This is a genomic window from Streptomyces sp. NPDC046931 (assembly GCF_040644655.1).
Taxonomy (GTDB): domain Bacteria; phylum Actinomycetota; class Actinomycetes; order Streptomycetales; family Streptomycetaceae; genus Streptomyces.
This window is the reverse complement of record NZ_JBEYWX010000004.1, coordinates 266,292-285,805: the sequence shown is the minus strand read 5'-3', so window position 1 is coordinate 285,805 and position 19,514 is coordinate 266,292. Positions and strand designations below refer to the sequence as shown.

At 71.1% G+C, this 19,514-nt stretch carries 15 protein-coding genes and 1 pseudogene; 8 read left to right on the top strand and 8 right to left on the bottom strand.

What is annotated here, in order from left to right:
* Nucleotides 1–121 precede the first annotated feature (121 nt).
* The 4 genes from ABZ876_RS11025 (at nt 122) to ABZ876_RS11010 (ending at nt 4,851) form a co-directional block, all read left to right on the top strand.
* A complete protein-coding gene (locus ABZ876_RS11025) occupies nt 122–1,240 on the top strand; it encodes an LLM class flavin-dependent oxidoreductase (protein WP_361777702.1) in 1,119 nt (372 codons plus the stop codon).
* A gap of 75 nt (nt 1,241–1,315) precedes the next feature.
* The gene (locus ABZ876_RS11020; RefSeq protein ID WP_361778129.1) at nt 1,316–3,112 is read left to right on the top strand and encodes a D-aminoacylase; all 1,797 of its coding nucleotides are present in this window, start codon (nt 1,316–1,318) and stop codon (nt 3,110–3,112) included.
* The gene (locus ABZ876_RS11015; protein WP_361777699.1) at nt 3,109–4,560 is read left to right on the top strand and encodes an aldehyde dehydrogenase family protein; all 1,452 of its coding nucleotides are present in this window, start codon (nt 3,109–3,111) and stop codon (nt 4,558–4,560) included. The genes ABZ876_RS11020 and ABZ876_RS11015 overlap by 4 nt, the downstream gene beginning before the upstream one ends.
* A 9-nt stretch (nt 4,561–4,569) precedes the next feature.
* Entirely contained in the window at nt 4,570–4,851 is a 282-nt protein-coding gene (locus tag ABZ876_RS11010; protein ID WP_361777696.1) for an alpha/beta hydrolase, read from the top strand.
* A gap of 3 nt (nt 4,852–4,854) precedes the next feature.
* Here ABZ876_RS11010 and ABZ876_RS11005 read toward each other — a convergent pair whose 3' ends face one another.
* A complete protein-coding gene (locus ABZ876_RS11005) occupies nt 4,855–5,247 on the bottom strand; it encodes a nitroreductase/quinone reductase family protein (RefSeq protein ID WP_361777693.1) in 393 nt (130 codons plus the stop codon).
* A 100-nt stretch (nt 5,248–5,347) separates the two neighbouring features.
* Nucleotides 5,348–6,868 carry a CehA/McbA family metallohydrolase gene (locus ABZ876_RS11000; RefSeq protein ID WP_361777691.1) on the bottom strand — a complete coding sequence of 507 codons (1,521 nt, stop codon included), beginning with the start codon at nt 6,866–6,868 and terminating at the stop codon, nt 5,348–5,350.
* A 225-nt stretch (nt 6,869–7,093) separates the two neighbouring features.
* On the opposite strand from ABZ876_RS11000, the gene ABZ876_RS10995 reads away from it, so the two are divergent.
* On the top strand, nt 7,094–9,679 hold the full coding sequence (locus tag ABZ876_RS10995; protein WP_361777688.1) for a bifunctional FO biosynthesis protein CofGH: 2,586 nt from the start codon (nt 7,094–7,096) through the stop codon (nt 9,677–9,679).
* Nucleotides 9,680–9,741: 62 nt separating this feature from the next.
* Here the strand turns inward: ABZ876_RS10995 and ABZ876_RS10990 are convergent, their stop codons facing one another.
* Complete coding sequence (locus ABZ876_RS10990; protein WP_361777685.1) at nt 9,742–10,251, bottom strand: DUF2165 domain-containing protein; 510 nt, start codon at nt 10,249–10,251, stop codon at nt 9,742–9,744.
* A 154-nt stretch (nt 10,252–10,405) separates the two neighbouring features.
* On the opposite strand from ABZ876_RS10990, the gene ABZ876_RS10985 reads away from it, so the two are divergent.
* The gene (locus ABZ876_RS10985; protein ID WP_361777682.1) at nt 10,406–11,521 is read left to right on the top strand and encodes an ADP-ribosylglycohydrolase family protein; all 1,116 of its coding nucleotides are present in this window, start codon (nt 10,406–10,408) and stop codon (nt 11,519–11,521) included.
* Between the two features lie 9 nt (nt 11,522–11,530).
* On the opposite strand, the pseudogene ABZ876_RS10980 reads toward ABZ876_RS10985, so the two are convergent.
* Nucleotides 11,531–11,875: pseudogene (locus ABZ876_RS10980) on the bottom strand (Na+:solute symporter); the annotation flags it as partial.
* Nucleotides 11,876–12,140: 265 nt separating this feature from the next.
* Nucleotides 12,141–12,926: an SDR family oxidoreductase gene (locus ABZ876_RS10975; RefSeq protein WP_361777679.1), complete on the bottom strand. Its 786-nt coding sequence runs from the start codon at nt 12,924–12,926 to the stop codon at nt 12,141–12,143.
* Nucleotides 12,927–13,005: 79 nt separating this feature from the next.
* On the opposite strand from ABZ876_RS10975, the gene ABZ876_RS10970 reads away from it, so the two are divergent.
* Entirely contained in the window at nt 13,006–13,845 is an 840-nt protein-coding gene (locus ABZ876_RS10970) for a hypothetical protein (protein WP_361777676.1), read from the top strand.
* A 109-nt stretch (nt 13,846–13,954) separates the two neighbouring features.
* Here ABZ876_RS10970 and ABZ876_RS10965 read toward each other — a convergent pair whose 3' ends face one another.
* The 3 genes from ABZ876_RS10965 to ABZ876_RS10955 all read right to left on the bottom strand — a co-directional run bounded on the left by ABZ876_RS10965 (nt 13,955) and on the right by ABZ876_RS10955 (nt 16,296).
* On the bottom strand, nt 13,955–14,143 hold the full coding sequence (locus ABZ876_RS10965; RefSeq protein ID WP_361777674.1) for a DUF397 domain-containing protein: 189 nt from the start codon (nt 14,141–14,143) through the stop codon (nt 13,955–13,957).
* A 236-nt stretch (nt 14,144–14,379) separates the two neighbouring features.
* The gene (locus ABZ876_RS10960; protein WP_361777671.1) at nt 14,380–15,237 is read right to left on the bottom strand and encodes a helix-turn-helix transcriptional regulator; all 858 of its coding nucleotides are present in this window, start codon (nt 15,235–15,237) and stop codon (nt 14,380–14,382) included.
* A gap of 306 nt (nt 15,238–15,543) precedes the next feature.
* Entirely contained in the window at nt 15,544–16,296 is a 753-nt protein-coding gene (locus ABZ876_RS10955) for a GPP34 family phosphoprotein (RefSeq protein ID WP_361777668.1), read from the bottom strand.
* A gap of 228 nt (nt 16,297–16,524) precedes the next feature.
* Between ABZ876_RS10955 and ABZ876_RS10950 the strand changes: the two genes are divergently transcribed.
* The gene (locus ABZ876_RS10950; protein WP_361777665.1) at nt 16,525–19,308 is read left to right on the top strand and encodes a serine hydrolase; all 2,784 of its coding nucleotides are present in this window, start codon (nt 16,525–16,527) and stop codon (nt 19,306–19,308) included.
* Nucleotides 19,309–19,514 lie beyond the last annotated feature (206 nt).

The following is a 19,514-nucleotide window of genomic DNA, read 5'->3' as shown; positions in this document are numbered from 1 at the left end:
AGCTATTGACGGTGTCATCGGGCGGTGTCACAGTCGGCGGCAATGGAGCTGACGGTATGTCAGATATCCGGGCGCGTGCGTCAGGCAGGTCGGAAAGACAACCGTGGGGACGGTGAACTCCGTGGAATTCGGGCTCTTTGTACAGGGATACGTCGGCAAGCGGGCCGAGACCGACCCGCTCGCGGAGCACAAGGCGCTGATGGAGGAGACCGAGTACGTCATCCAGGCGGACAGGTCCGGCTTCAAGTACGCCTGGGCCTCCGAACACCACTTTCTCGAGGAGTACTCCCATCTGTCCGCCAACGACGTCTTCCTCGGCTACCTGGCCCACGCCACCGAGCGCATCCACCTCGGCTCCGGCATCTTCAATCCCCTCGCCCCGGTGAACCACCCGGTGAAGGTCGCCGAGAAGGTCGCCATGCTCGACCACCTCACCGAGGGCCGCTTCGAGTTCGGCAGCGGCCGAGGGGCCGGCTCGCACGAGATCCTCGGCTTCCTCCCCGGCATCACCGACATGAACCACACCAAGGAGATCTGGGAGGAGACCATCGCCGAGTTCCCCAAGATGTGGCTCCAGGACGAGTATCCGGGCTTCAGGGGCAAGCACTGGTCGCTGCCGCCGCGCAAGGTGCTCCCCAGGCCGTACGGGAAGTCGCACCCCGCGATGTGGTACGCGGCCGGATCCCCGCCCTCGTACGCCATGGCCGCGCGCAAGGGCCTCGGGGTGCTCGGGTTCAGCGTGCAGAAGGTCTCCGACATGGAGTGGGTCCTGGAGCAGTACAAGACGGCGATCGTGGACGCCGAGCCCGTCGGGGACTTCGTCAACGACAACGTGATGGTGACGACCACCGCCGTGTGCGCGCCCACGCACGAGGAGGCGATCCGGGTCGCGGCGGCGGGCGGACTGCACTACCTGCCCTCCCTCGTCTTCCGCTACCACGACACCTTCCCGCGCCCGGAGGGCTTCCCCGTCTGGCCCGAGACGCTTCCCGAGTACACCGAGGAGTTCATCGAACTGCTCATCGAGGAGGAGCTGCTGATCTGCGGCGACCCGGACGAGGTCCTCACCCAGTGCAAGCGGTGGGAGCAGGCCGGGGCCGACCAGCTCAGCTTCGGGCTGCCGGTCGGGATCCCCAAGGAGGAGACGCTCCGGACGATCCGGCTGATCGGCGAGCACGTGATCCCGAAGATCGACACGGACCCGGTGCATCGCACCTCGCGGTTCAGGCAGAGCGCCTGATCGCCGTCGGACCGCGGGCCGTCCGGCGACTGCCGGTCCGAAGCCGCTGTTCGCGCCCACGCGGCGGAGCCGGATATCGACACAGCTCCGCGCCCCGCTCGGGACGCTTACCCGCACCGGAGGTCAAGGAGGCAAGGTTCCATGCTCGATCACGTCATCAAGGGTGCGACCGTCGTGGACGGGACGGGAGCGCCCGCGTACACGGCGGACGTGGGCATACGGGACGGCCGTGTCGCCGCAGTCGGCCGAGTCACCGAGCAGACGCGCACGCGGGAGGACGCGACCGGGCTCGTTCTCGCCCCCGGTTTCGTCGACCCGCACACCCATTACGACGCCCAGCTCTTCTGGGACCCCTACGCGACGCCGTCCCTGAACCACGGGGTCACCACGGTCGCCGCCGGCAACTGCGGCTTCACGCTCGCCCCGCTCAACCCCGCCCGCCCGGAGGACGCCGACTACACCCGCCGGATGATGGCCAAGGTGGAGGGCATGTCCCTGGTCGCCCTGGAGGAGGGGGCGCCCTGGAACTGGGGCGGCTTCGGGGAGTACCTCGACGCCCTCGAAGGCAGGATCGCCGTCAACGCGGGCTTCATGGCGGGACACTGCGCGCTGCGCCGCCATGTGATGGGACCGGACGCGGTCGGCGGGCAGCCAACCCCCGAGCAGATGGACGCCATGCTCCGGCTCTTCCACGAGGCCATGGACGCGGGTGCCTGGGGCCTGTCCACCACCCAGTCGGCCACGCACGCCGACGGCGACGGCCGGCCGGTCGCCTCCCGCCACGCCCGGCCGGCCGAGCTGCTGGCCCTGTCCCGGGCGGTGGGCCAGCACGAGGGCACCCAGATCGAGGCGATCGTGGCGGGCTGCATGGACCAGTTCAGCGACGTCGAGATCAACCTGCTCATGGAGATGAGCGCGACCGCCGGACGGCCCCTGAACTGGAATGTGCTCACGATCGACGCCGCCGTCCCGGAGCGCGTGCCGCGCCAGCTGCTCGCGAGCGAGCGTGCCCGGAAGGCGGGCGGCCGTGTGGTGGCCCTCACCATGCCGATCCTCACGCCGATGAACATGTCGCTCCGCACCTTCTGCGCGCTCAACCTGATCCCCGGCTGGGGTCCGGTCCTCGGCCTGCCGGTGCCCGAGCGGATCGTGAAGCTCCGCGACCCGGAGGTACAGGCCGAGATGCTCCGGCGCGCCGCCTCCAAGGAGGCGGGCGTTCTCCGACGCCTCACCGATTTCGGGCGGTACGTCATCGGGGACACCTACAGCCCGCGCAACGAGGGCCTGACCGGGCGGGTGGTGCAGGACATCGCCGCCGAGCGCGGCCAGGACCCCTTCACCTGTCTGGTCGAGATCTGCGCCGAGGACGAGCTGCGGACGGTCCTGTGGCCCATGCCCACCGACAACGACCCGGCCTCCTGGGCGCTGCGGGCCGAGACCTGGCGGCACGAGGACGTCCTGCTCGGCGGCTCCGACGCGGGCGCCCATCTGGACCGCATGTGCGGGGCCCCGTACACCACCCGGTTCCTCGGGGACTGTCTGCGCGGCCGGAAGCTGGTGCCGCTGGAGCGGGCCGTGAAGATGCTGACCGACGATCCCGCCCGGCTGTTCGGGCTGCGGGAGCGCGGCCTGGTGAGGGGGGGCTTCCATGCGGATCTGGTCCTGTTCGACCCGGAGCGGATCGACGCCGGCCGGGCCGTCCTGGTGCACGACCTGCCGGGGGAGAGCCCGCGGCTGGACTCCAGGGCGATCGGGGTGAGCGCGGTCTGGGTCAACGGGGTCGAGGTGATACGGGACGACGTGGTGACCGGGGCCGTGCCGGGCAGGGTGCTGCGCTCCGGACGGGACACCAGGACGGTGGGCACCACGTGACGACGCGGCAGCGGCTGTTCATCGGCGGGGCGTGGGCCGAGCCCGACGGGGGTTACTACGAGGTCGTCGACCCGGCGACCGAGGAGGCCGTCGGATGGGCGCCGGAGGCATCACCGGAGCAGGTGCACGCGGCGGCCGCCGCGGCCCGCACCGCCCTCGGACCCTGGTCGCGGACGGCCCCCGAGGAACGGGCGGCCATCCTGGCGCGGGCGGCGGACGTGGTACGGCGCAACCTCGTGCCGTACGCGGGCCTGGCGCAGGCGGAGAGCGGCGCCACCACCCGTACGGCGCGCGGGATGCAGGTCGGGGTCGCGGCGGCCCGGTTCCAGCGGTACGCACGCGTGGAGCCCGTGGAGCAGCCGCTGCCGCCGCAGATCAGCGAGGCGGGGCCGTTCGGCGGGGCCGCCGTCCTGGGGGCGCTCGCGGTGCGTCAGCCGGTCGGCGTGGTCACCTGCATCACCTCGTACAACAACCCTTGGGCGAACGCGGCCGGCAAGGTCGCACCCGCGCTGGCCATGGGCAACACGGTGGTCGTCAAGCCGGCTCCGCAGGACCCGCTGTCCGTCTACCGCATGGCGGAGGCCCTTCAGGAGGCGGGTGCGCCGCCGGGCGTGGTGAACGTGGTGAGCGGTGCACGGCCGGAGGTCGGCGAGGCGGCCGTGGACTGCCCGGAGGTGGACATGGTGAGCTTCACCGGCTCCACGGCCGTGGGGCAGCGGATCGCCGAGGTGTGCGGCCGGTCCATGAAACGGCAGCTGATGGAGCTGGGCGGGAAGGGCGCGGCGCTCGTCTTCGACGACGCGGACGTCGCCGCGGCGGTCGCCGGCACGGCCACCACGTTCTCCTTCTACAGCGGCCAGATCTGCACGGCGCCGACCCGGGTGATCGCCCAGCGGGAGGTGTACGACCGGATGGTGACCGAACTGGCCGAGCTGGCACGGCGGCTGACGGTGGGCGACCCGCGCGACCCGGGCACGGTGGTGGGGCCGCTGATCTCGGCGGCGCACCGGGACCGCGTGGAGGCATATGTGGAACTGGGCCGCAAGGAGGGGGCGCGGCTGGTGGCCGGGGGCCGGCGCCCGCCGCTGGAGAGGGGCTTCTACGTCGCTCCCGCCCTCCTCGCGGACTGCACGCCCGACATGCGGGTGGTGCGGGAGGAGATCTTCGGCCCGGTGGTCGTGGTCGTGCCGTTCGACGACGAGGAGGAGGGCATCGCCCTGGCCAACGACACCGACTACGGCCTGATCGACTACGTCTGGTCCCGGGACGTGGCCCGCGCGTTCCGTGTCGCCCGCCGGCTGAGGGCGGGCCAGGTGGGCGTCAACACCGTGGGCCGCAATATGGAGGCCCCGTTCGGCGGCTTCAAGAAGAGCGGGGTCGGCCGCGACGTGGGCTCGTACGCCCTGCACGCGTACGGCGAGCTTCAGGCGATCGTGTGGCCGGGATGAGCGAGGCCGGTGAGGAGGGCGATCCCCGCCTGGTTCAGCACATACGGCCACCAGGCCGAGGACCCGCCGGCCTTCCCCCGCCTCGGCGAACCGGCCGTGCCCTGTGTGCTCGTCCTCGGTGAGCGGGACATGCCCGAAGTGGTGTGCTGCAACGAGGAGATGGCCGCCCGCATCCCGGGCTGCACCCTGGTGCGTCTTCCGGCATGCGACCACCTGCCGACGCTGCGGGCGCTGCGGGCGCCGGAGACGGTGCGGCGGCTGGTGCTGGAGCTCGCCGCCCGGGTGGCATGAGCGTCAGTCCAGGTCCACCCGGACCGTGAGCAGCCCTGTGCCGAGGGCTCGTACCGCCGCGCTGTTGAGGCGGGGCAGCGTCCTGAGACGGGCCTGAGGGTCGTCGTCGGGGAGCACATGGGCCGTGCCCGTGTGCCAGCGGCCCCGGATGCGGACCCGTACCCGGGGGTCGACCCGGATATTGCGAATGTACTGGGACTTCTCGCCGTGCTCGGACACCAGCCAGAAGGAGTCACCGATGCGGCGCCCGCCCAGGGGGGTCCGGCGCGGCAGGCCCGAGACCCGGCCCGTGGTCTCCAGGAGCGTCTGGAGCGGCATGCGGCGCTGCACCGGATTGACGACGTGGCGCTGAAGCGCGGTGACCGCACGGTACTTGAGGTCGGCGAAGCCTGGCATGGTGTCGTGTTCCCCTGACGACGTGACGGGCGAGGCACTGCGCGCAGTCTCGCAGACCGCTCCGCGGGGCGCGCGGAAATCAGCCGCGCGCCCCGGTGGCCTACGCCCTGCCGAGGAAGATCGGGTTCGTGAACGCGGCCATGGCGCCCGGCACCGGGCCCGCCGCCGCCTCGTGCCGCAGCTCCGCCCGTACGTAGGCCGCGTACGCCGGTGTCGTGTGCCACTCCACCGTGCCCGCACCGGACACCGGCAGCGGATCGCTGGTGAACAGCACTCCCTGGTCGGTGACGAAACGGATCGTGCAGCGGGGCGCGCCCTGGACCTCCAGCCGGACCGTGACCGGGGCGTCGCGGTCCACCCGCAGCCGCCCGCCGATCCCCGTGTGCTCGCCGCGGCCGCCCGCCGCGGTGAAGGCCAGCGAGACGTTCTTGGACTCGGCGACGTACGCGCGGCCCGCGCGGATGCCCTCCTGGATGGCCCCTCTGGTCAGGTCGTCGGCGAGGACCACCGTCTGCGGGCTGCCGATCGCGTCGGGGTCGCGGTGCGCATCGCTGTTGCCGATGGCCGGGAGCCATCGGCCGTGCCCCTCCCGGACCGACGCGACCAGTGTGTTGTCCCACTCCGCCAGCGTCGCCTCGTCGTCCGGCGTGAAGGGGCCGTTCCACACCTCCACCGCGTCCGCCTCGGCGAAGCCGAACTTCCAGCCGCAGCCGACGCAGGTGGCGTGCGGATGGGCCGGGACGACCAGTCCGCCCGCCCGGTGGATCTCCCCGGCGAACCGGGCCCAGCGGTTGTCCCGCGCCCGGTAGCGCCAGTCGACGAAGGTGCCCGGGTCGGTGCCCAGGGCGAGCACGTGCCCGTTCCGGGTGGTCACCTCCTCCCCGAGCAGGATCAGCAGGTCGTCGCCCGCCTGCTCGGCCCAGTGGGCGTGCGAGGAGTGCGTGTTGTGCTCGGAGCTGTTGATGAAGTCCAGACCCGCGGCCCGGGCCAGTGCCGCGATCTCCGCGGGGGTGCGGCGTCCGTCGGAGTACCAGGAGTGCATATGGCAGTCGCCCCGGTACCAGGCGCGGCCCCGGCCCTTGGCCCGCGACGGCGGATACACCGGCGTCGGGGTGACGCCCTGCTCGCCGTAGGTGAGGGTGATGGTGATCTCGTAGGTCAGGCCCTGCGGGGCCACCGTGTAGGGGCCGAGCGCGATGTGCCAGGTGCCGGGGTGGACCGGGCCGGGCAGGTAGCCGGGGGTCGCGTCGTCCGCGCGGACGAAGAACTCGGAGCGCGCGCCGCCGGACCAGCCGCGGAAGCCCTTGCCGCCCAGTTCGGTGCCGCGTTCGTCGAAGAGGCCGATGTCGAGGGCGTTGCCCTGGGTGCCGGCCGGAACGGACGGCTTGTCGTAGGTGTAGGCGACCTTGATCTCCCGGACGCCCCCTGGGACGTCGACGGGGAGGTAGACGAAGTCGGGGGAACCGGCGGGCAGCGTGCCGCGCACGGTCCTCGTCTCCTGGTTGTCGGCCGCCTCGGCGGCGGGACCGTGGGAGAAGCTCACGGTTCCCAACGTAAGCGCGACGGCCGCACTCGTCACGAACAGGGCGCGTCTGCCGATGCCGTGGTCGTCCTCGCACATGCTGCTGCTCCCAACGTGTCGGATGACAGGGGGTGGGCAGGGGTAGCGGGTTCCACTGTCGTCCCCGGCCGTGAACTGCGGTGCACGGGAAGCCGATCGCCCACCGCGTGTCGGCGGAACATCAGGTGCCCGCTCCGGCCGGTGACGACGCCGCGTGGCGACCGCCCGTCCCATGGGCCTGCTGGACCCTCCCTGGGGTGATCACGGCAAACGTATGCTCAGGGGATGACGACTTCCGCGACCTCCGGAACCGGACCCACCGAGAACTCCCTGCGTCGCGCCCTCAAACGTGCCCGCGAGGGTGTCGCACTCGACGTCACCGAGGCCGCGGTGCTGCTCCAGGCCCGCGGCGCGGACCTCGACGACCTCACCGCGTCGGCCGCCCGGGTCAGGGACGCTGGCCTTCGGGCGGCGGGCCGGTCCGGTGTCATCACGTACTCGAAGAGCGTCTTCATCCCGCTGACCCGCCTGTGCCGGGACAAGTGCCACTACTGCACCTTCGTCACCGTGCCGGGCAAGCTGCGCCGGGCCGGGCACGGGATGTTCATGTCCCCGGACGAGGTCCTGGACATCGCGCGCAAGGGCGCGGCCCTGGGCTGTAAAGAGGCCCTGATCACCCTCGGTGACAAGCCGGAGGACCGCTGGCCGGAGGCACGCGAGTGGCTGGACGCGCACGGCTACGACGACACGATCGCCTACGTCCGGGCCGTCTCCGTCCGGATCCTGGAGGAGACGGGCCTGCTGCCCCATCTCAACCCGGGCGTCATGTCGTGGACGGACTTCCAGCGCCTCAAGCCGGTGGCGCCGTCGATGGGGATGATGCTGGAGACGACGGCCCGGCGGTTGTGGTCCGAGCCGGGTGGACCCCACTACGGCTCCCCCGACAAGGAACCCGCGGTGCGTCTGCGGGTCCTTCAGGACGCGGGCCGCTCCTCGGTGCCCTTCACCTCCGGGATCCTCATCGGGATCGGCGAGACGTACGAGGAGCGCGCCGAGTCGCTGTTCGCGCTGCGGAAGGTGGCGCGGACGTACCACGGCATCCAGGAGCTGATCATCCAGAACTTCCGCGCCAAGCCGGACACGGCGATGCGCGGGATGCCGGACGCGGAACTCGACGAACTGGTCGCGACGGTGGCGGTGGCGCGCCACATCATGGGGCCGAGCGCCTGCCTTCAGGCACCGCCGAACCTGGTGGACGGCGAGTACGAGCGGCTGATCGGCGCCGGTATCGACGACTGGGGCGGGGTGTCCCCGCTGACCGTCGACCATGTGAACCCGGAGCGGCCGTGGCCGCAGATCGAGCAGCTGAGGGAGCGGTCCGCGGCGGCCGGCTTCGCGTTGCGTGAACGCCTCTGTGTGTACCCGGAGTTCGTGCGGCGCGGGGAGCCGTGGCTGGACCCGCGGCTGCGCCCGCACGTGGACGCCCTCGCCGACCCGGAGACGGGCCTGGCCCGGGCGGACGCGGTGGTGGAGGGGCATCCGTGGCAGGAGCCCGAGGAGGTGTTCACCCCCTCGGGGCGCACCGATCTGCACCGCACGATCGACACCGACGGCCGCACGGGCGACCGCCGGGACGACTTCGACGAGGTGTACGGCGACTGGGAGGTGCTGCGGGAGGCGGCCGCCGCGGGCATGGCGCCGCAGCGCATCGACGCGGACGTACGGGCGGCGCTGCGCACGGCGGCGGACGACCCCACGCGGCTGACGGACGCCGAGGCGCTGGCCCTGCTGCACGCGGACGGCCCCGCCCTGGACGCGCTGTGCCGGACCGCGGACGAGGTGCGGAAGTCCGCGGTGGGCGACGACGTCACCTATGTCGTCACCCGGAACATCAACTTCACGAACGTCTGCTACACCGGCTGCCGCTTCTGCGCGTTCGCCCAGCGCCGTACGGACACCGACGCCTACACGCTGTCGCTGGAGCAGGTCGCGGACCGGGCTCAACAGGCCTGGGACGTGGGCGCGGTGGAGGTGTGCATGCAGGGTGGCATCCACCCCGACCTGCCGGGAACGGCCTACTTCGACATCGCGAAGGCGGTGAAGTCCCGGGTCCCCGGCATGCATGTGCACGCCTTCTCCCCGATGGAGGTGGTGAACGGTGCCACCCGCACCGGTCTGTCGATCCGCGAATGGCTGACGGCGGCGAAGGAGGCCGGTCTCGACACGATCCCCGGCACGGCGGCGGAGATCCTGGACGACGAGGTCCGCTGGGTCCTCACCAAGGGCAAACTGCCGACGGCCACGTGGATCGAGGTCGTCACCACGGCCCACGAACTGGGCATCCGCTCCTCCTCGACGATGATGTACGGCCATGTCGACCAGCCCCGCCACTGGCTCGGCCATCTCCGTACCCTGTCCCGCGTCCAGCAGCGGACGGGCGGCTTCACGGAGTTCGTCACCCTTCCCTTCATCCACACCAATGCGCCCGTCTACCTGGCGGGCATCGCCCGCCCCGGCCCGACGATGCGGGACAACCGGGCGGTGACGGCGATGGCGAGGCTGTTGCTCCACCCCCATATCCCCAATATTCAGACAAGCTGGGTTAAGCTGGGCACGGAGGGTGCCGCGGAGATGCTCCGCTCCGGCGCCAACGACCTGGGCGGCACCCTGATGGAGGAGACCATCTCCCGTATGGCGGGCTCCTCGTACGGCTCCTACAAGTCGGTCGGGGAACTGGTCGCGGTGGCGGAGGCGGCGGGCCGCCCGGCGAAGCCCCGCACCACGCTCTACGGCGAGGTGCCGGAGGAGCGACAGCGTGCGGCGGCGGCGTCGGACGGCCATCTGCCGGAGCTGCTGCCGGTCTTGGAGTGACGGCCACCGGCAGCGTGCCCAGCGGACAGGCACGCGGGATCGATCGGGACGTCCCGGAGGGATCAGTTGTCCTCCGGGGCCGCCCCCGGCAGATGTGTCGCCAGCAGGACCACTCCGGTGAGGACGATGACCCGGGTGGCCGCGTCCAGGCCGTTCCATGACTTGGACTGCCACATGGCGAACCACTCCCCGCCTATCGCGACGAAGCCCGCGCCGAACAGCAGCAGGAGCATCGACAGGCCTACGGTGGAGAGCTGCCGGGCGCGCGGGTGGCGCCGGGTCCACAGCCAGGTCGCGGCGATCAGGACGAGGGCGGCCAGTGTCTCCCAGACGATGATCGCGACGTAGGCGGAGTCCTGCACCGCTTGGGAGGTGATCGCGCGCCACATCAGGTCGTCGTCCTTGAACGTGGTGTCCATCGCGAGGACATGGCGGACGAACTGCTGATTGGTCCCGAAGTCGGTGATGTTCCCGAACGCGACGAGCGCGATGTACAGGGCGACGGTGCCGACGAGGAGGGTGGCGGCGACGCCGAGGGCGGGCGGGGTGTGGGGGGTTCTGGTTTCGGCCATGGTCCAACTATGGAGAGGGCTTCCGGCGACTCCTAGATCATTTTCGGGCACCGAAGTGTGGTGTGCATGACCCTCCAGCGCCCCGACCGGTCGTCCCCGTTCGATTACAGTGCTGCGCGTCGGACGTGCGGGCGGTGCCATGAGGAGGCCTGGGGTGGGTGCGACAACCGGTGCCATCTGGGGCCGCACCGAGCAGCAGGACTTCCGCAGCCGGGTGCGCGGTACGCTGCTCGGGGTTGCCGTCGGCGATGCGCTGGGCGCTCCGCTCGACGGGCTGTCGCTGGAGCAGATCCAGCAGACGCACGGGCCCGAGGGGCTCGTCGACCTCGCCGCCGGCCCCGCCGGGCGCGGCGCGATCACCCAGCACACCCAGCTCACCCTGTTCTCCGTCGACGGGCTCATCCGCGCCCAGGTCCGCCGTGACACCGGCGCCTGGCATCCGCCGAGCGATCTGCACCGGGCGTATCTGCGCTGGGCGGTCACCCAACGGGACTGGGGGCCTGACGAGCGCCGCACGGAGGACGGCTGGCTGGCCCGCGAGGAGTGGCTGTACTCGCCCCGCTCCCCGGCCCGGGCCTGTCTGCTCGGGCTCGGTGACGACACCATGGGCACGCTGGACGCGCCCAAGAACCCGGGCGAGCGGGGCCCCGAGGCGGCGACCCGCTCCGCGCCCTTCGGGCTGCTCGTCGGCTGGGATCCGCAGCTGGTGCTGCAACTCGCGATCGAGTGCGCGGCACAGACGCACGGGCACCCCACCGCGTACTTCGCCGCGGGCGCGTACGCCGTGATCGTGCACGCGCTGGCCCGCGGGGAGACCCTGGACGCGGCCGTGCAGCGGGCGCTCGCGCTGCTCGCCCCACGGCCGGAGCAGCAGCCGGTCGCGGAGGCGCTTCAGCGTGCGCTGGGCACCGTACGGCAGGGGATGCCCACGCCCGCCCGGATCGAGGAGCTGGCGGCCCCCGGTACGGCGGAGGGGGTGCTGGCGGTCGCCGTGTACTGCGCGCTCGTGGGGGAGGACATGCGGCACGGGCTGTGCCTCGCGGTGAACCACGGTGGGCCTTCGGGGGCCGCGGGGGCGCTGACGGGCGGGCTGCTGGGGGCCCTGCACGGCGAGACGGCCCTGCCGCCGGCCTGGCTGGCCGAGCTGGAGGGCCGTCCCACGATGCTGGTCCTGGCGGACGACTTCGCCATGGAGATGACGCAGGGTCCCGCGCTCCACAGCCCTACGGGCTCCGCGCCGGGGTGGCTGGCGCGTTACCCCCGGGCGTAGGAGCCCCCCTCAGGCGCCGGAGGGGCTTGTCGTACCCGGGGCGGGCTGGACGGAATCCGGAGCGGGCAGGGACGCGGTCGCCCCGTCGTCGTCCGTGTTCACCGACTCGATGATCGCGTCCCGCTCCGGTGTGTCCTCCGGCTTCACCAGGCCGATCAGGACGTACAGCACCAGCGAGACGGCCATCGGCAGCGCCACCCGGTACTCCAGCTTCACGTCCGTGCGCTGGGAGAAGTCCGGATGGTAGTTGACGAAGAAGAACGCCAGCAGGCCGGCCGCCCAGCTGCCGAGCGCCGCCGTCGGGCCCGATCTGCGGAACGGGCGCCGCAGGCCCAGGATGAACGGGATCGCGATCATTGAACCGCCGGCCAGGCAGGTGGTCAAGACCTCCCCGGTCACAGGTATGAACGCAAGTCAGTGAGTCGAACGACTTCACCGTCCCTTGACTGGTGCGCCGGTTGCCGCGCTCGTGACGCGGACCACACCATCGGCGGGCACTTCACCAGTCCGGAGACATCCGATGGATCGGGCTCACGGGATGCGGGTCCCGTGCCGCCCGGAGGGGAGACGTGGGGCATGCGGCTGCACCGGCCGGCCCGGGCGGGGGCCCGGGCGGCGTTCAGCGCATCAGTTCGCCGGCGTTCACGAGCAGGGACTGGCCTGTGATCGCCCGCGCCCGGTCGGAGGCCAGGAACACCGCGGCGTCCGCCACATCGCCGTCGGTGGCCAGCTCCGGCAGAGCCATCCGGTCCGTCAGGCGCCGTGTCACCTCCGCCTCCGGTACGCCCTCGGTGTGCGCGGTGAACCGGACGTACGCCTGGACGGGCGGGCCCCACATCCAGCCCGGCAGCACGGTGTTGACCCGGATCCGGTACGGGCCGAGCTCCCGGGCCAGCGAGTACATGGAACTGGTCAGCGCCCCCTTCGACGCCGCGTAGGCCGCCTGTCGCACCTGGGACGGCGCGGCGACCGACGACTGCGTGCCGATGAAGACCACCGAGCCGCCGCCGTCCTTGAGGCCCGGCAGGCAGGCCCGTGTCATCCGCAGGGTGCCCAGCAGATTCACGTCGATGACCGAGTGCCAGGTGGCGAAGTCCGCGTCCTGAAGGCCGCCGAAGTGGCTGTCCCATGCGGCGACATGGACCACCGCGTCGATTCCGCCGAACCGTTCCAGCGCCAGCGCCGCGAGCGCCTCGCACTGCGTCTCGTCGGTGATGTCCGTCGCCCGGTGTGCCGTGTGCGCGCCGTCCGGATCGAGCGCGACGGCGGTCTTGGCGAGGTTCTCCTCCGTACGGGCGCCGAGCACCGCGTTGCCGCCGTCGCGGACCACGGCCGCAGCGACCTGGTGGCCGAGCCCGGCGCCGACGCCCGACACCACGACGGTCTTGTCCCGGAGCAGTGACATCGGGCCCTCCCGGATATGGCGCATCGTCTGACGGAGCGTCAGAGTAAGGGGGTCCTGCGGAGGAGGGAAGGGGAAGGCGATGGGTGAGGACACACACAGCGCGGTGTACGCGGAACTGGCCGCCCTCGGGCCCTACGGCGTCCACCCGGGCCATGCACTGATCACCATGGTGGAGCCGCACCCCGGACACGAGTACGCGTACAACCGCTGGTACGAGGACGACCACTACTACGCCGGCGCCATGGCCATGCCCTGGATGTTCGCCGGCCGCCGCTGGGTAGCCGCCCGGGACCTGCAACTGCTTCGGTATCCCGAGAAGTCGGCGGTGGCGCAGCCGGTCACGGCGGGCTGCTATCTCTCCACGTACTGGATCACCAAGGGCCGCTACGACGACCACATGCGCTGGACGGTCGCCATCAACAAGCGCCTCAACCGCGACGCGCGCGTGTACCGGGACCGCACCCACGTCTTCACGGCCTTCCAGGACCACGTGGCCACGGTGTACCGGGACGGCGCGGCGGGTCCGCGCGACATGCACGCGCTGGACCACCCGTACGCGGGCCTGGTCCTGGAGGTCGTCGACGCGGAGGGGCCGCAGCAGCGCGCCGAGCTGCTGGAGTGGCTCCGGGCCCGCCACCTCCCCGGGCGCCTCGCGGGCTCACCCTCGGCCATGGTCACGCTTTTTCGTCCGACCCCGCTGCCCGGTGACCGGATGACGTACGTGAAGCAGGTGGAGGGCGTGGACACCCGCCTGACCCTGCTGTGGTTCCTGGAAACGGACCCGAGGCACTGCTGGGAGTCCCACTTCACGGGCCTGGACGGGGAGGTGGCGGAAGCGGGGCTGGGGAGGGTGGAACTGGTGGCGCCGTTCGTTCCTACGGTGCCGGGGACGGACCGGTACGTGAGCGATCTCCGCTGAATGCCCCGGCGCACACCCTCGGAGAACAAGGACGTGCCCCCTCGGCCGGGACGGCGGACCAGTCGAGAGGGCCTTGTCGGTGCTGTCTGTGGAGTTGTGGTGGGCGGTGCTACTTGATCGACGTCACGAAGGCGTTCCAGGCATCGGCCGGGAAAGCCAGGACGGGCCCCTCGGGAACCTTGGAATCGCGCACGGCGAGCGCCGCCGCCTTGGGCGATTTGACCTCGACGCAGGCGCCGTTGCCCGTCGAATACGACGACTTGGTCCACGTTTCCGTGGTCCCCTGAAGAACGGCCATGTTCACTCCGGTAGCGAGTTGCTGAGTTGCTGCCCTCGCCCCGCGAGACGTGTCTGTCCCGCGGTGCGAATCGCGCCAACTTGTTTGGCTGATGGCGTGATCGAAGCTACTCGGCAACCTGCTGGGCTGGAGGGTCTATTCACTCGACCGGATGGCATATTCCAGTCGGGCCTTCCGCCTAAAGGTTTCACTGATGTAAAATCCGCGGCCCTCTTATGCGGAGGCCCGCGACGGCCTCACTGCGCGTAGTCCTTGGCCGCGTCCGCGATGAACCGGCGGGACTCCTCCACGCTGAGCGCCTGAGCCCGCAGATGCTCGTACATCACGGCGTACTTCTGCACGTCGTGGGCCTTTTCCAGATACAGGTCACTGGTGACGCCCTCGAGGTACACCACGCTGGAGTCGGCCGCGTCGGCGAACTCCAGGATCGCGTACTGGCCGTTGAGGCCGGGATGGGCGCCCGCCTTGAACGGCAGGACCTGCACCGTGACATGCGGAAGCTGGGACATCTCGCCGAGGTGCTCCAACTGCTCCCGCATCACATGGTTGTTGCCCACGGCCCGGCGGAGGGCGGCCTCGTCCAGCACCACCCACAGACGCAGCGGGTGCAGTTCGGCGGCGATGCGTTCCTGGCGCCGCATCCGCACCTGTACGCGCTTTTCGATGTCCGCGGCGGACGTCTCGGGCAGCGCGCCCTGGATGAGGGCCTCGGCGTAGGAGCGGGTCTGCAACAGGCCGGTGATGACCTGGGGTTCGTAGACGCGCAGGGATTCCGCGTCCGTCTCCAGGCCGATGTAGACGCTGTAGGGGATGTCCCCGAACGCGTGCCACCAGCCTTGCTGGCGGGAGTCGCGCGCCATCTCCATCAGCGAGTCGACGACGCGCTGGTCGTCGACCTCGTAGACTCCGCACAGGTCGCGGACATCGCGCTGGCTGATGCTGCGGCGGCCGTTCTCCAGTCGGCTGATCTTGGACTGGGAGACGAGCAGCCGTTCGGCGACCTCTTCTGCGGTCATGCCCTTCAGTTCACGGAGCCGGCGCAGCTCCTGGCCCAGCCGGCGTCGCCGGACGGTGGGATTGACATTCGACGCCACGGACGTGCACCTCCGGCTGCCTGCCTCTACTTTGCGTATCTGCTGCTGAGCAGATTGCCACCAAGGTGCTTTCTACCGCTGGAAAACGGCGGATATGCGTCGCGCGCACGCCGCTTGGCCGACGACGCGCGCATGCGGCCGCGCGGGGCGGTGAGTGTGCCGTCCTGTGGACGTCCGTCTCATCGCCCCGCGCGGGCCGGCGGCTCCCGAACCGGGTCTCGGGGTGGCGCAGGCGCCGGGTCGTGCGGTTCCGGCCGTACCGGTGCCGCCGGCTCGGCCGGTCGTGCCGGGCCGTTGTACTGCGGCTCAGTGGGCCACGACGCGTGCCATCGATCCGCGGCGCGGCTGCATGGGAACACCGCGGGCGGGTTCCGGTGCGGGCCTGGCCGCGGTGGCCTGGCGGCCGGCCTGGGCCGGGCTGCGGCGCGGTTGCGCGACCGCGCCGTTCTGGACGTCCATCACGGCGTGCGCCACGAGGCCGCCCATGGGGTCGTGCCTGATCAGATCCCGCAGCCGGGAGCGGGACGAGCGTCCCTCGTTGCCCGGATACAGGTGCTTGCCGAGACCGACCGCATGGGCCAGCGCGGCGAGCGCCGCGGTCCGCGGGTCCGGCGGAACGCCGGTGCGGATCGCGGAATCCAGCCGGGCCTTGATCTCCCGGCTGATGGCCGTGTCCGTCGCCTGATAGCGCGTCGTCGGCAACACCCCGCACATCTGGCCCGGCACGGCATGGACCATGCCGCACCGCTCCAGATGCGAAAGGTAGGTCTGGCGCAGCCCGAGACGTGGCCCGCCGATCCAGTGGACGGCCCGTACCGGAGCGCCGCGCCTGCGCAGCAACTCCAACGCACAGTCCAGAGTCGGATCTCCAGTCGGCCGTGGTACCACCACGGCGATACGATCCCCGTCTGGGGCTATCCGTCCGGCCAGCGCCAGCTCCACTAGCTGTGCTCCGGCCAGACCGAGGTCGAGCGACTGCGGCTGTGCAGTGGTACCCGTGGTCGGGTCCAGTGCCAGCAGCAGAAGTTCTTCCGGAAGTGTTCTGCGGCTCCTGCCCATCCATGCCTCCCCGCGTGGATGAATGACAGGGTGACCCCTCTCACATTGGTCTGTCGAGAGTGCGTGACCGGAATGTAGTGGAACCGGTAGGTATGTCGTTCTCGTCTAGCGCAGGGGTCAATCCCTCACACAGGACACTGGTACATGGTTCGGACAGCGGTGTCCGGGCGGCGGTTCACGGTTGGGCGAGGCGCGCGAGTGGGTGCGTGGCGCAAGGAGGAGGCATCGGTGGCGGGCGAGTCCCCCGACAGGTCGAAGCAGCACGCGTCGTCGGCGGAAGCGACGTCGCGGAGCGGGGCTGCGGTTCCGGGGCCGGCGGCGGGCGACCGCGACCCCCGGCTCGCGGTGACCGGCGAGAAGGCGCGAGTCGACCAGGCGACGGCGGTGTTGTCCACGCGTGAACTGCGGGGCTCCGCCGGCACGGCCGTGGACGAGGACGTCCGGGACGGTGAAGGGCTCTCCGAGGACGCCGGGGGTGGCGAGGGAGCCACCAAGGCCACCGCGGCTTCTGGCGGTTCCAAGGGGTCCGCCGGGGGCGGCGGGCGGCAGCAGGCGTCGCTGGCGTCCTGGGTGCGCAGCGCGGACGAGGCAGGGGACGCGGCGGAGGACACGTCGGAGGCGGAGACCGCGTCCGAGGACGCCGCCGACGCCGCCGACGCCGCCGAGGACCAGGCTGCCGGGGCGGACGAGGGCGCGGAGGCCGGGGCCGGGGCCGAGGCCGAGGAGACGGAGGGCCGGTCCGGCGACGAGGGGCCTGTCGAGGCGGAGTCCGATGACGCGGAGTCCGATGACGCGGAGTCCGATGACGCGGAGTCCGATGACGCGGAGTCCGATGACGAGGGATCCGCTGAGGCGGAGCCCGACGACGCGGCGGGCGTGGGTGCCGAGGAGGCCGCCGAGGGCTCCGAGGAGGAGAGCGCGACGGCAACGTCGGAGAGTGAGGACGCGCCTGACGGTTCCTCCGATGCCGATGCCGATGCCGATGCCGATGCCGACGCGGAGGCGGATGCGGAGTCCGATGAGGCAGAGGCCGCTGACGCCGACACCGAGGACGACACCGAGGACGGCGCCGAGGGCGACGCTGAGAGCGACTCCGAGCCGCCCGTGGACCAGCCCACCGCCGTCTTCAAGGCGCCGCGTCGTCCCGCCGTGGACCAGCCCACGACCATGCTCAAGCTCGGCGACGCCAAGTCGGCCAAGTCCGCCAAGGAGTCGGAGAAGTCCGGGAAGCCTGAGGCGTCCGGTAAGTCCGTCGATCAGCCCACGACCATGCTCAAGCTCGGCGACGCCAAGTCGGCCAAGTCCGCCGAGGAGTCGGAGAAGTCCGAAAAGTCCGGGACGTCCGGTAAATCCGTCGATCAGCCCACCACCATGCTCAAGCTCGGTGGCGCCACCAAGTCGCAGGAGTCGTCGGACTCGCCGGACTCGCCGGAAAAGTCAGAAGAGCCCGAAAAGGTAGATACGGCGGAGGAGGCGGATAAGGCGGAGAAGCCCGCCCCCTCATGGGCGGCCAAGTCCTCCGCACCCGCCGACCGCACCAGCAAGTTCGTCGCGCTGAAGCCGCTGGACGAGCCCAGGTCCCCGCAGCCGAGGGTTCCGCAGCCCAAGGCCCCGCAGCCCAAGACCGCAGAGCCCGAGCCCGGACAGGTCAAGCCCGCCGACGCGACCGCCGCGCTGCCCCGGGTCGGCCCCGAGCGCACCACCCAGCAGCCGCTGCCGCCGAAGCCCCCGCTGGACCTGCTCGCCGAGCTGACGAACACTCCGCCGCCGCCGGAGACTCCGGTGCGCACCGTCCTGCGGCGGGTCAAGATCTGGACCCCGCTCGCCGTGCTGCTCGTGATCATCTTTGCGGTCGTGCAGGCGGTCCGTCCGCTGCCGAGCCCGACCCTCGGGCTGAGCGCCGACGAGACGTACACCTTCGACGGCAGCAGGCTCGACCTGCCCTGGCCGGGGCAGGGGCAGTCGGCCATCGAGGTCGAGGGTGTCGGCATGGTCGGCAGTCAGGGCGCGCAGACCCCGCGGCCGATCGCGAGTGTCACCAAGATCATGACGGCGTACGTCACCCTTCAGGAGCACCCGCTCAAGGGGAACGACGGCGGCCCGCAGATCACCGTGGACCAGCAGGCCGAGGACGAGTCCAAGAACGAGGACGAGTCGACGGCGGCCGTGAAGAAGGGTCAGAAGTTCACCGAGCGGCAGATGCTCCAGATGCTGATGATCCCCTCCGGGAACAACGCGGCGCGCCTGCTCGCCCGCTGGGACTCGGACCACAAGACCTTCGTCGGCAAGATGAACGCCGCCGCGAAGCAGCTCGGTATGACGCACACCACGTACACGGACCCGAGCGGCCTGGACAAGTCGACGGTCAGCACCGCCGTCGACCAGCTGAAGCTGGCGAAGAAGGTCATGCAGAACCCGGTGTTCCGCGGCATCGTCGGGATGGCCAAGGCGGATATCCCCGGTCTCACCGGGGCGATCTACAACAACAACGACCTGCTGGTGAAGCAGGTCGGTGTGATCGGTCTGAAGACGGGTTCGTCGACCCCGGCCGGCGGCAACCTGGTGTGGGCGGCCACGAAGGTCGTCGACGGCAAGACGCAGACGATCTACGGCGCGGTCCTCAACCAGGACGCCCACAGCGGCCGGGTCTGGGACAGCCTCCAGCTGGCGATCACCAACAGCCAGAAGCTGATCGACAAGGTCCAGCAGAGCCTGACCACCGCGACGGTGGTGAAGAAGGGCGAGGTCGTCGGGTATGTGGACGACCAGTTGGGCGGCAGGACGCCGGTGGTCGCCACGCGGAACATGAAGGCGGTCGGCTGGCCGGGCCTGCGGACCACGCTCTCCATCGGGGGCGACGGCAAGGCGGTCCCGCACGAGGCGAAGGCCGGCACGGTCGTCGGCAAGCTGACGGTCGGTGACGGCTCCAGCCATGCGGTGACGATTCCGGTCGCCCTCGAGAAGGACCTCGCCGAGCCGGGTTACGGCGCGAAGTTCACCCGGCTGGGCTGAGTCGCCGTAGAACCCGTCCCGCAGGTACGGACGTGGCGCACCCCGTCGGCGGCCCCCACCCGGGGGCCCGTCGGCGGGGTGCGTGCTAGCGTCGCGAGACCGGGGCAGGCCCGAGCCGCGATGCCTGGCCCGGGACGGACTTCCGAGGGAACCCCGACGGAACAGTCACGGAACTTTCGCGGGTGTCCGGGCACGGGACGGGAACG

Coding starts and splice junctions, on each gene's coding strand:
- ABZ876_RS10965 (WP_361777674.1), bottom strand. CDS start 14,143: ATGGCCGTTCTTCAGGGGACCACGGAAACGTGGACCAAGTCGTCGTAT.
- ABZ876_RS10955 (WP_361777668.1), bottom strand. CDS start 16,296: ATGGGCAGGAGCCGCAGAACACTTCCGGAAGAACTTCTGCTGCTGGCA.
- ABZ876_RS10995 (WP_361777688.1), top strand. CDS start 7,094: ATGACGACTTCCGCGACCTCCGGAACCGGACCCACCGAGAACTCCCTG.
- ABZ876_RS10990 (WP_361777685.1), bottom strand. CDS start 10,251: ATGGCCGAAACCAGAACCCCCCACACCCCGCCCGCCCTCGGCGTCGCC.
- ABZ876_RS10975 (WP_361777679.1), bottom strand. CDS start 12,926: ATGTCACTGCTCCGGGACAAGACCGTCGTGGTGTCGGGCGTCGGCGCC.
- ABZ876_RS11000 (WP_361777691.1), bottom strand. CDS start 6,868: ATGTGCGAGGACGACCACGGCATCGGCAGACGCGCCCTGTTCGTGACG.
- ABZ876_RS10970 (WP_361777676.1), top strand. CDS start 13,006: ATGGGTGAGGACACACACAGCGCGGTGTACGCGGAACTGGCCGCCCTC.
- ABZ876_RS11005 (WP_361777693.1), bottom strand. CDS start 5,247: ATGCCAGGCTTCGCCGACCTCAAGTACCGTGCGGTCACCGCGCTTCAG.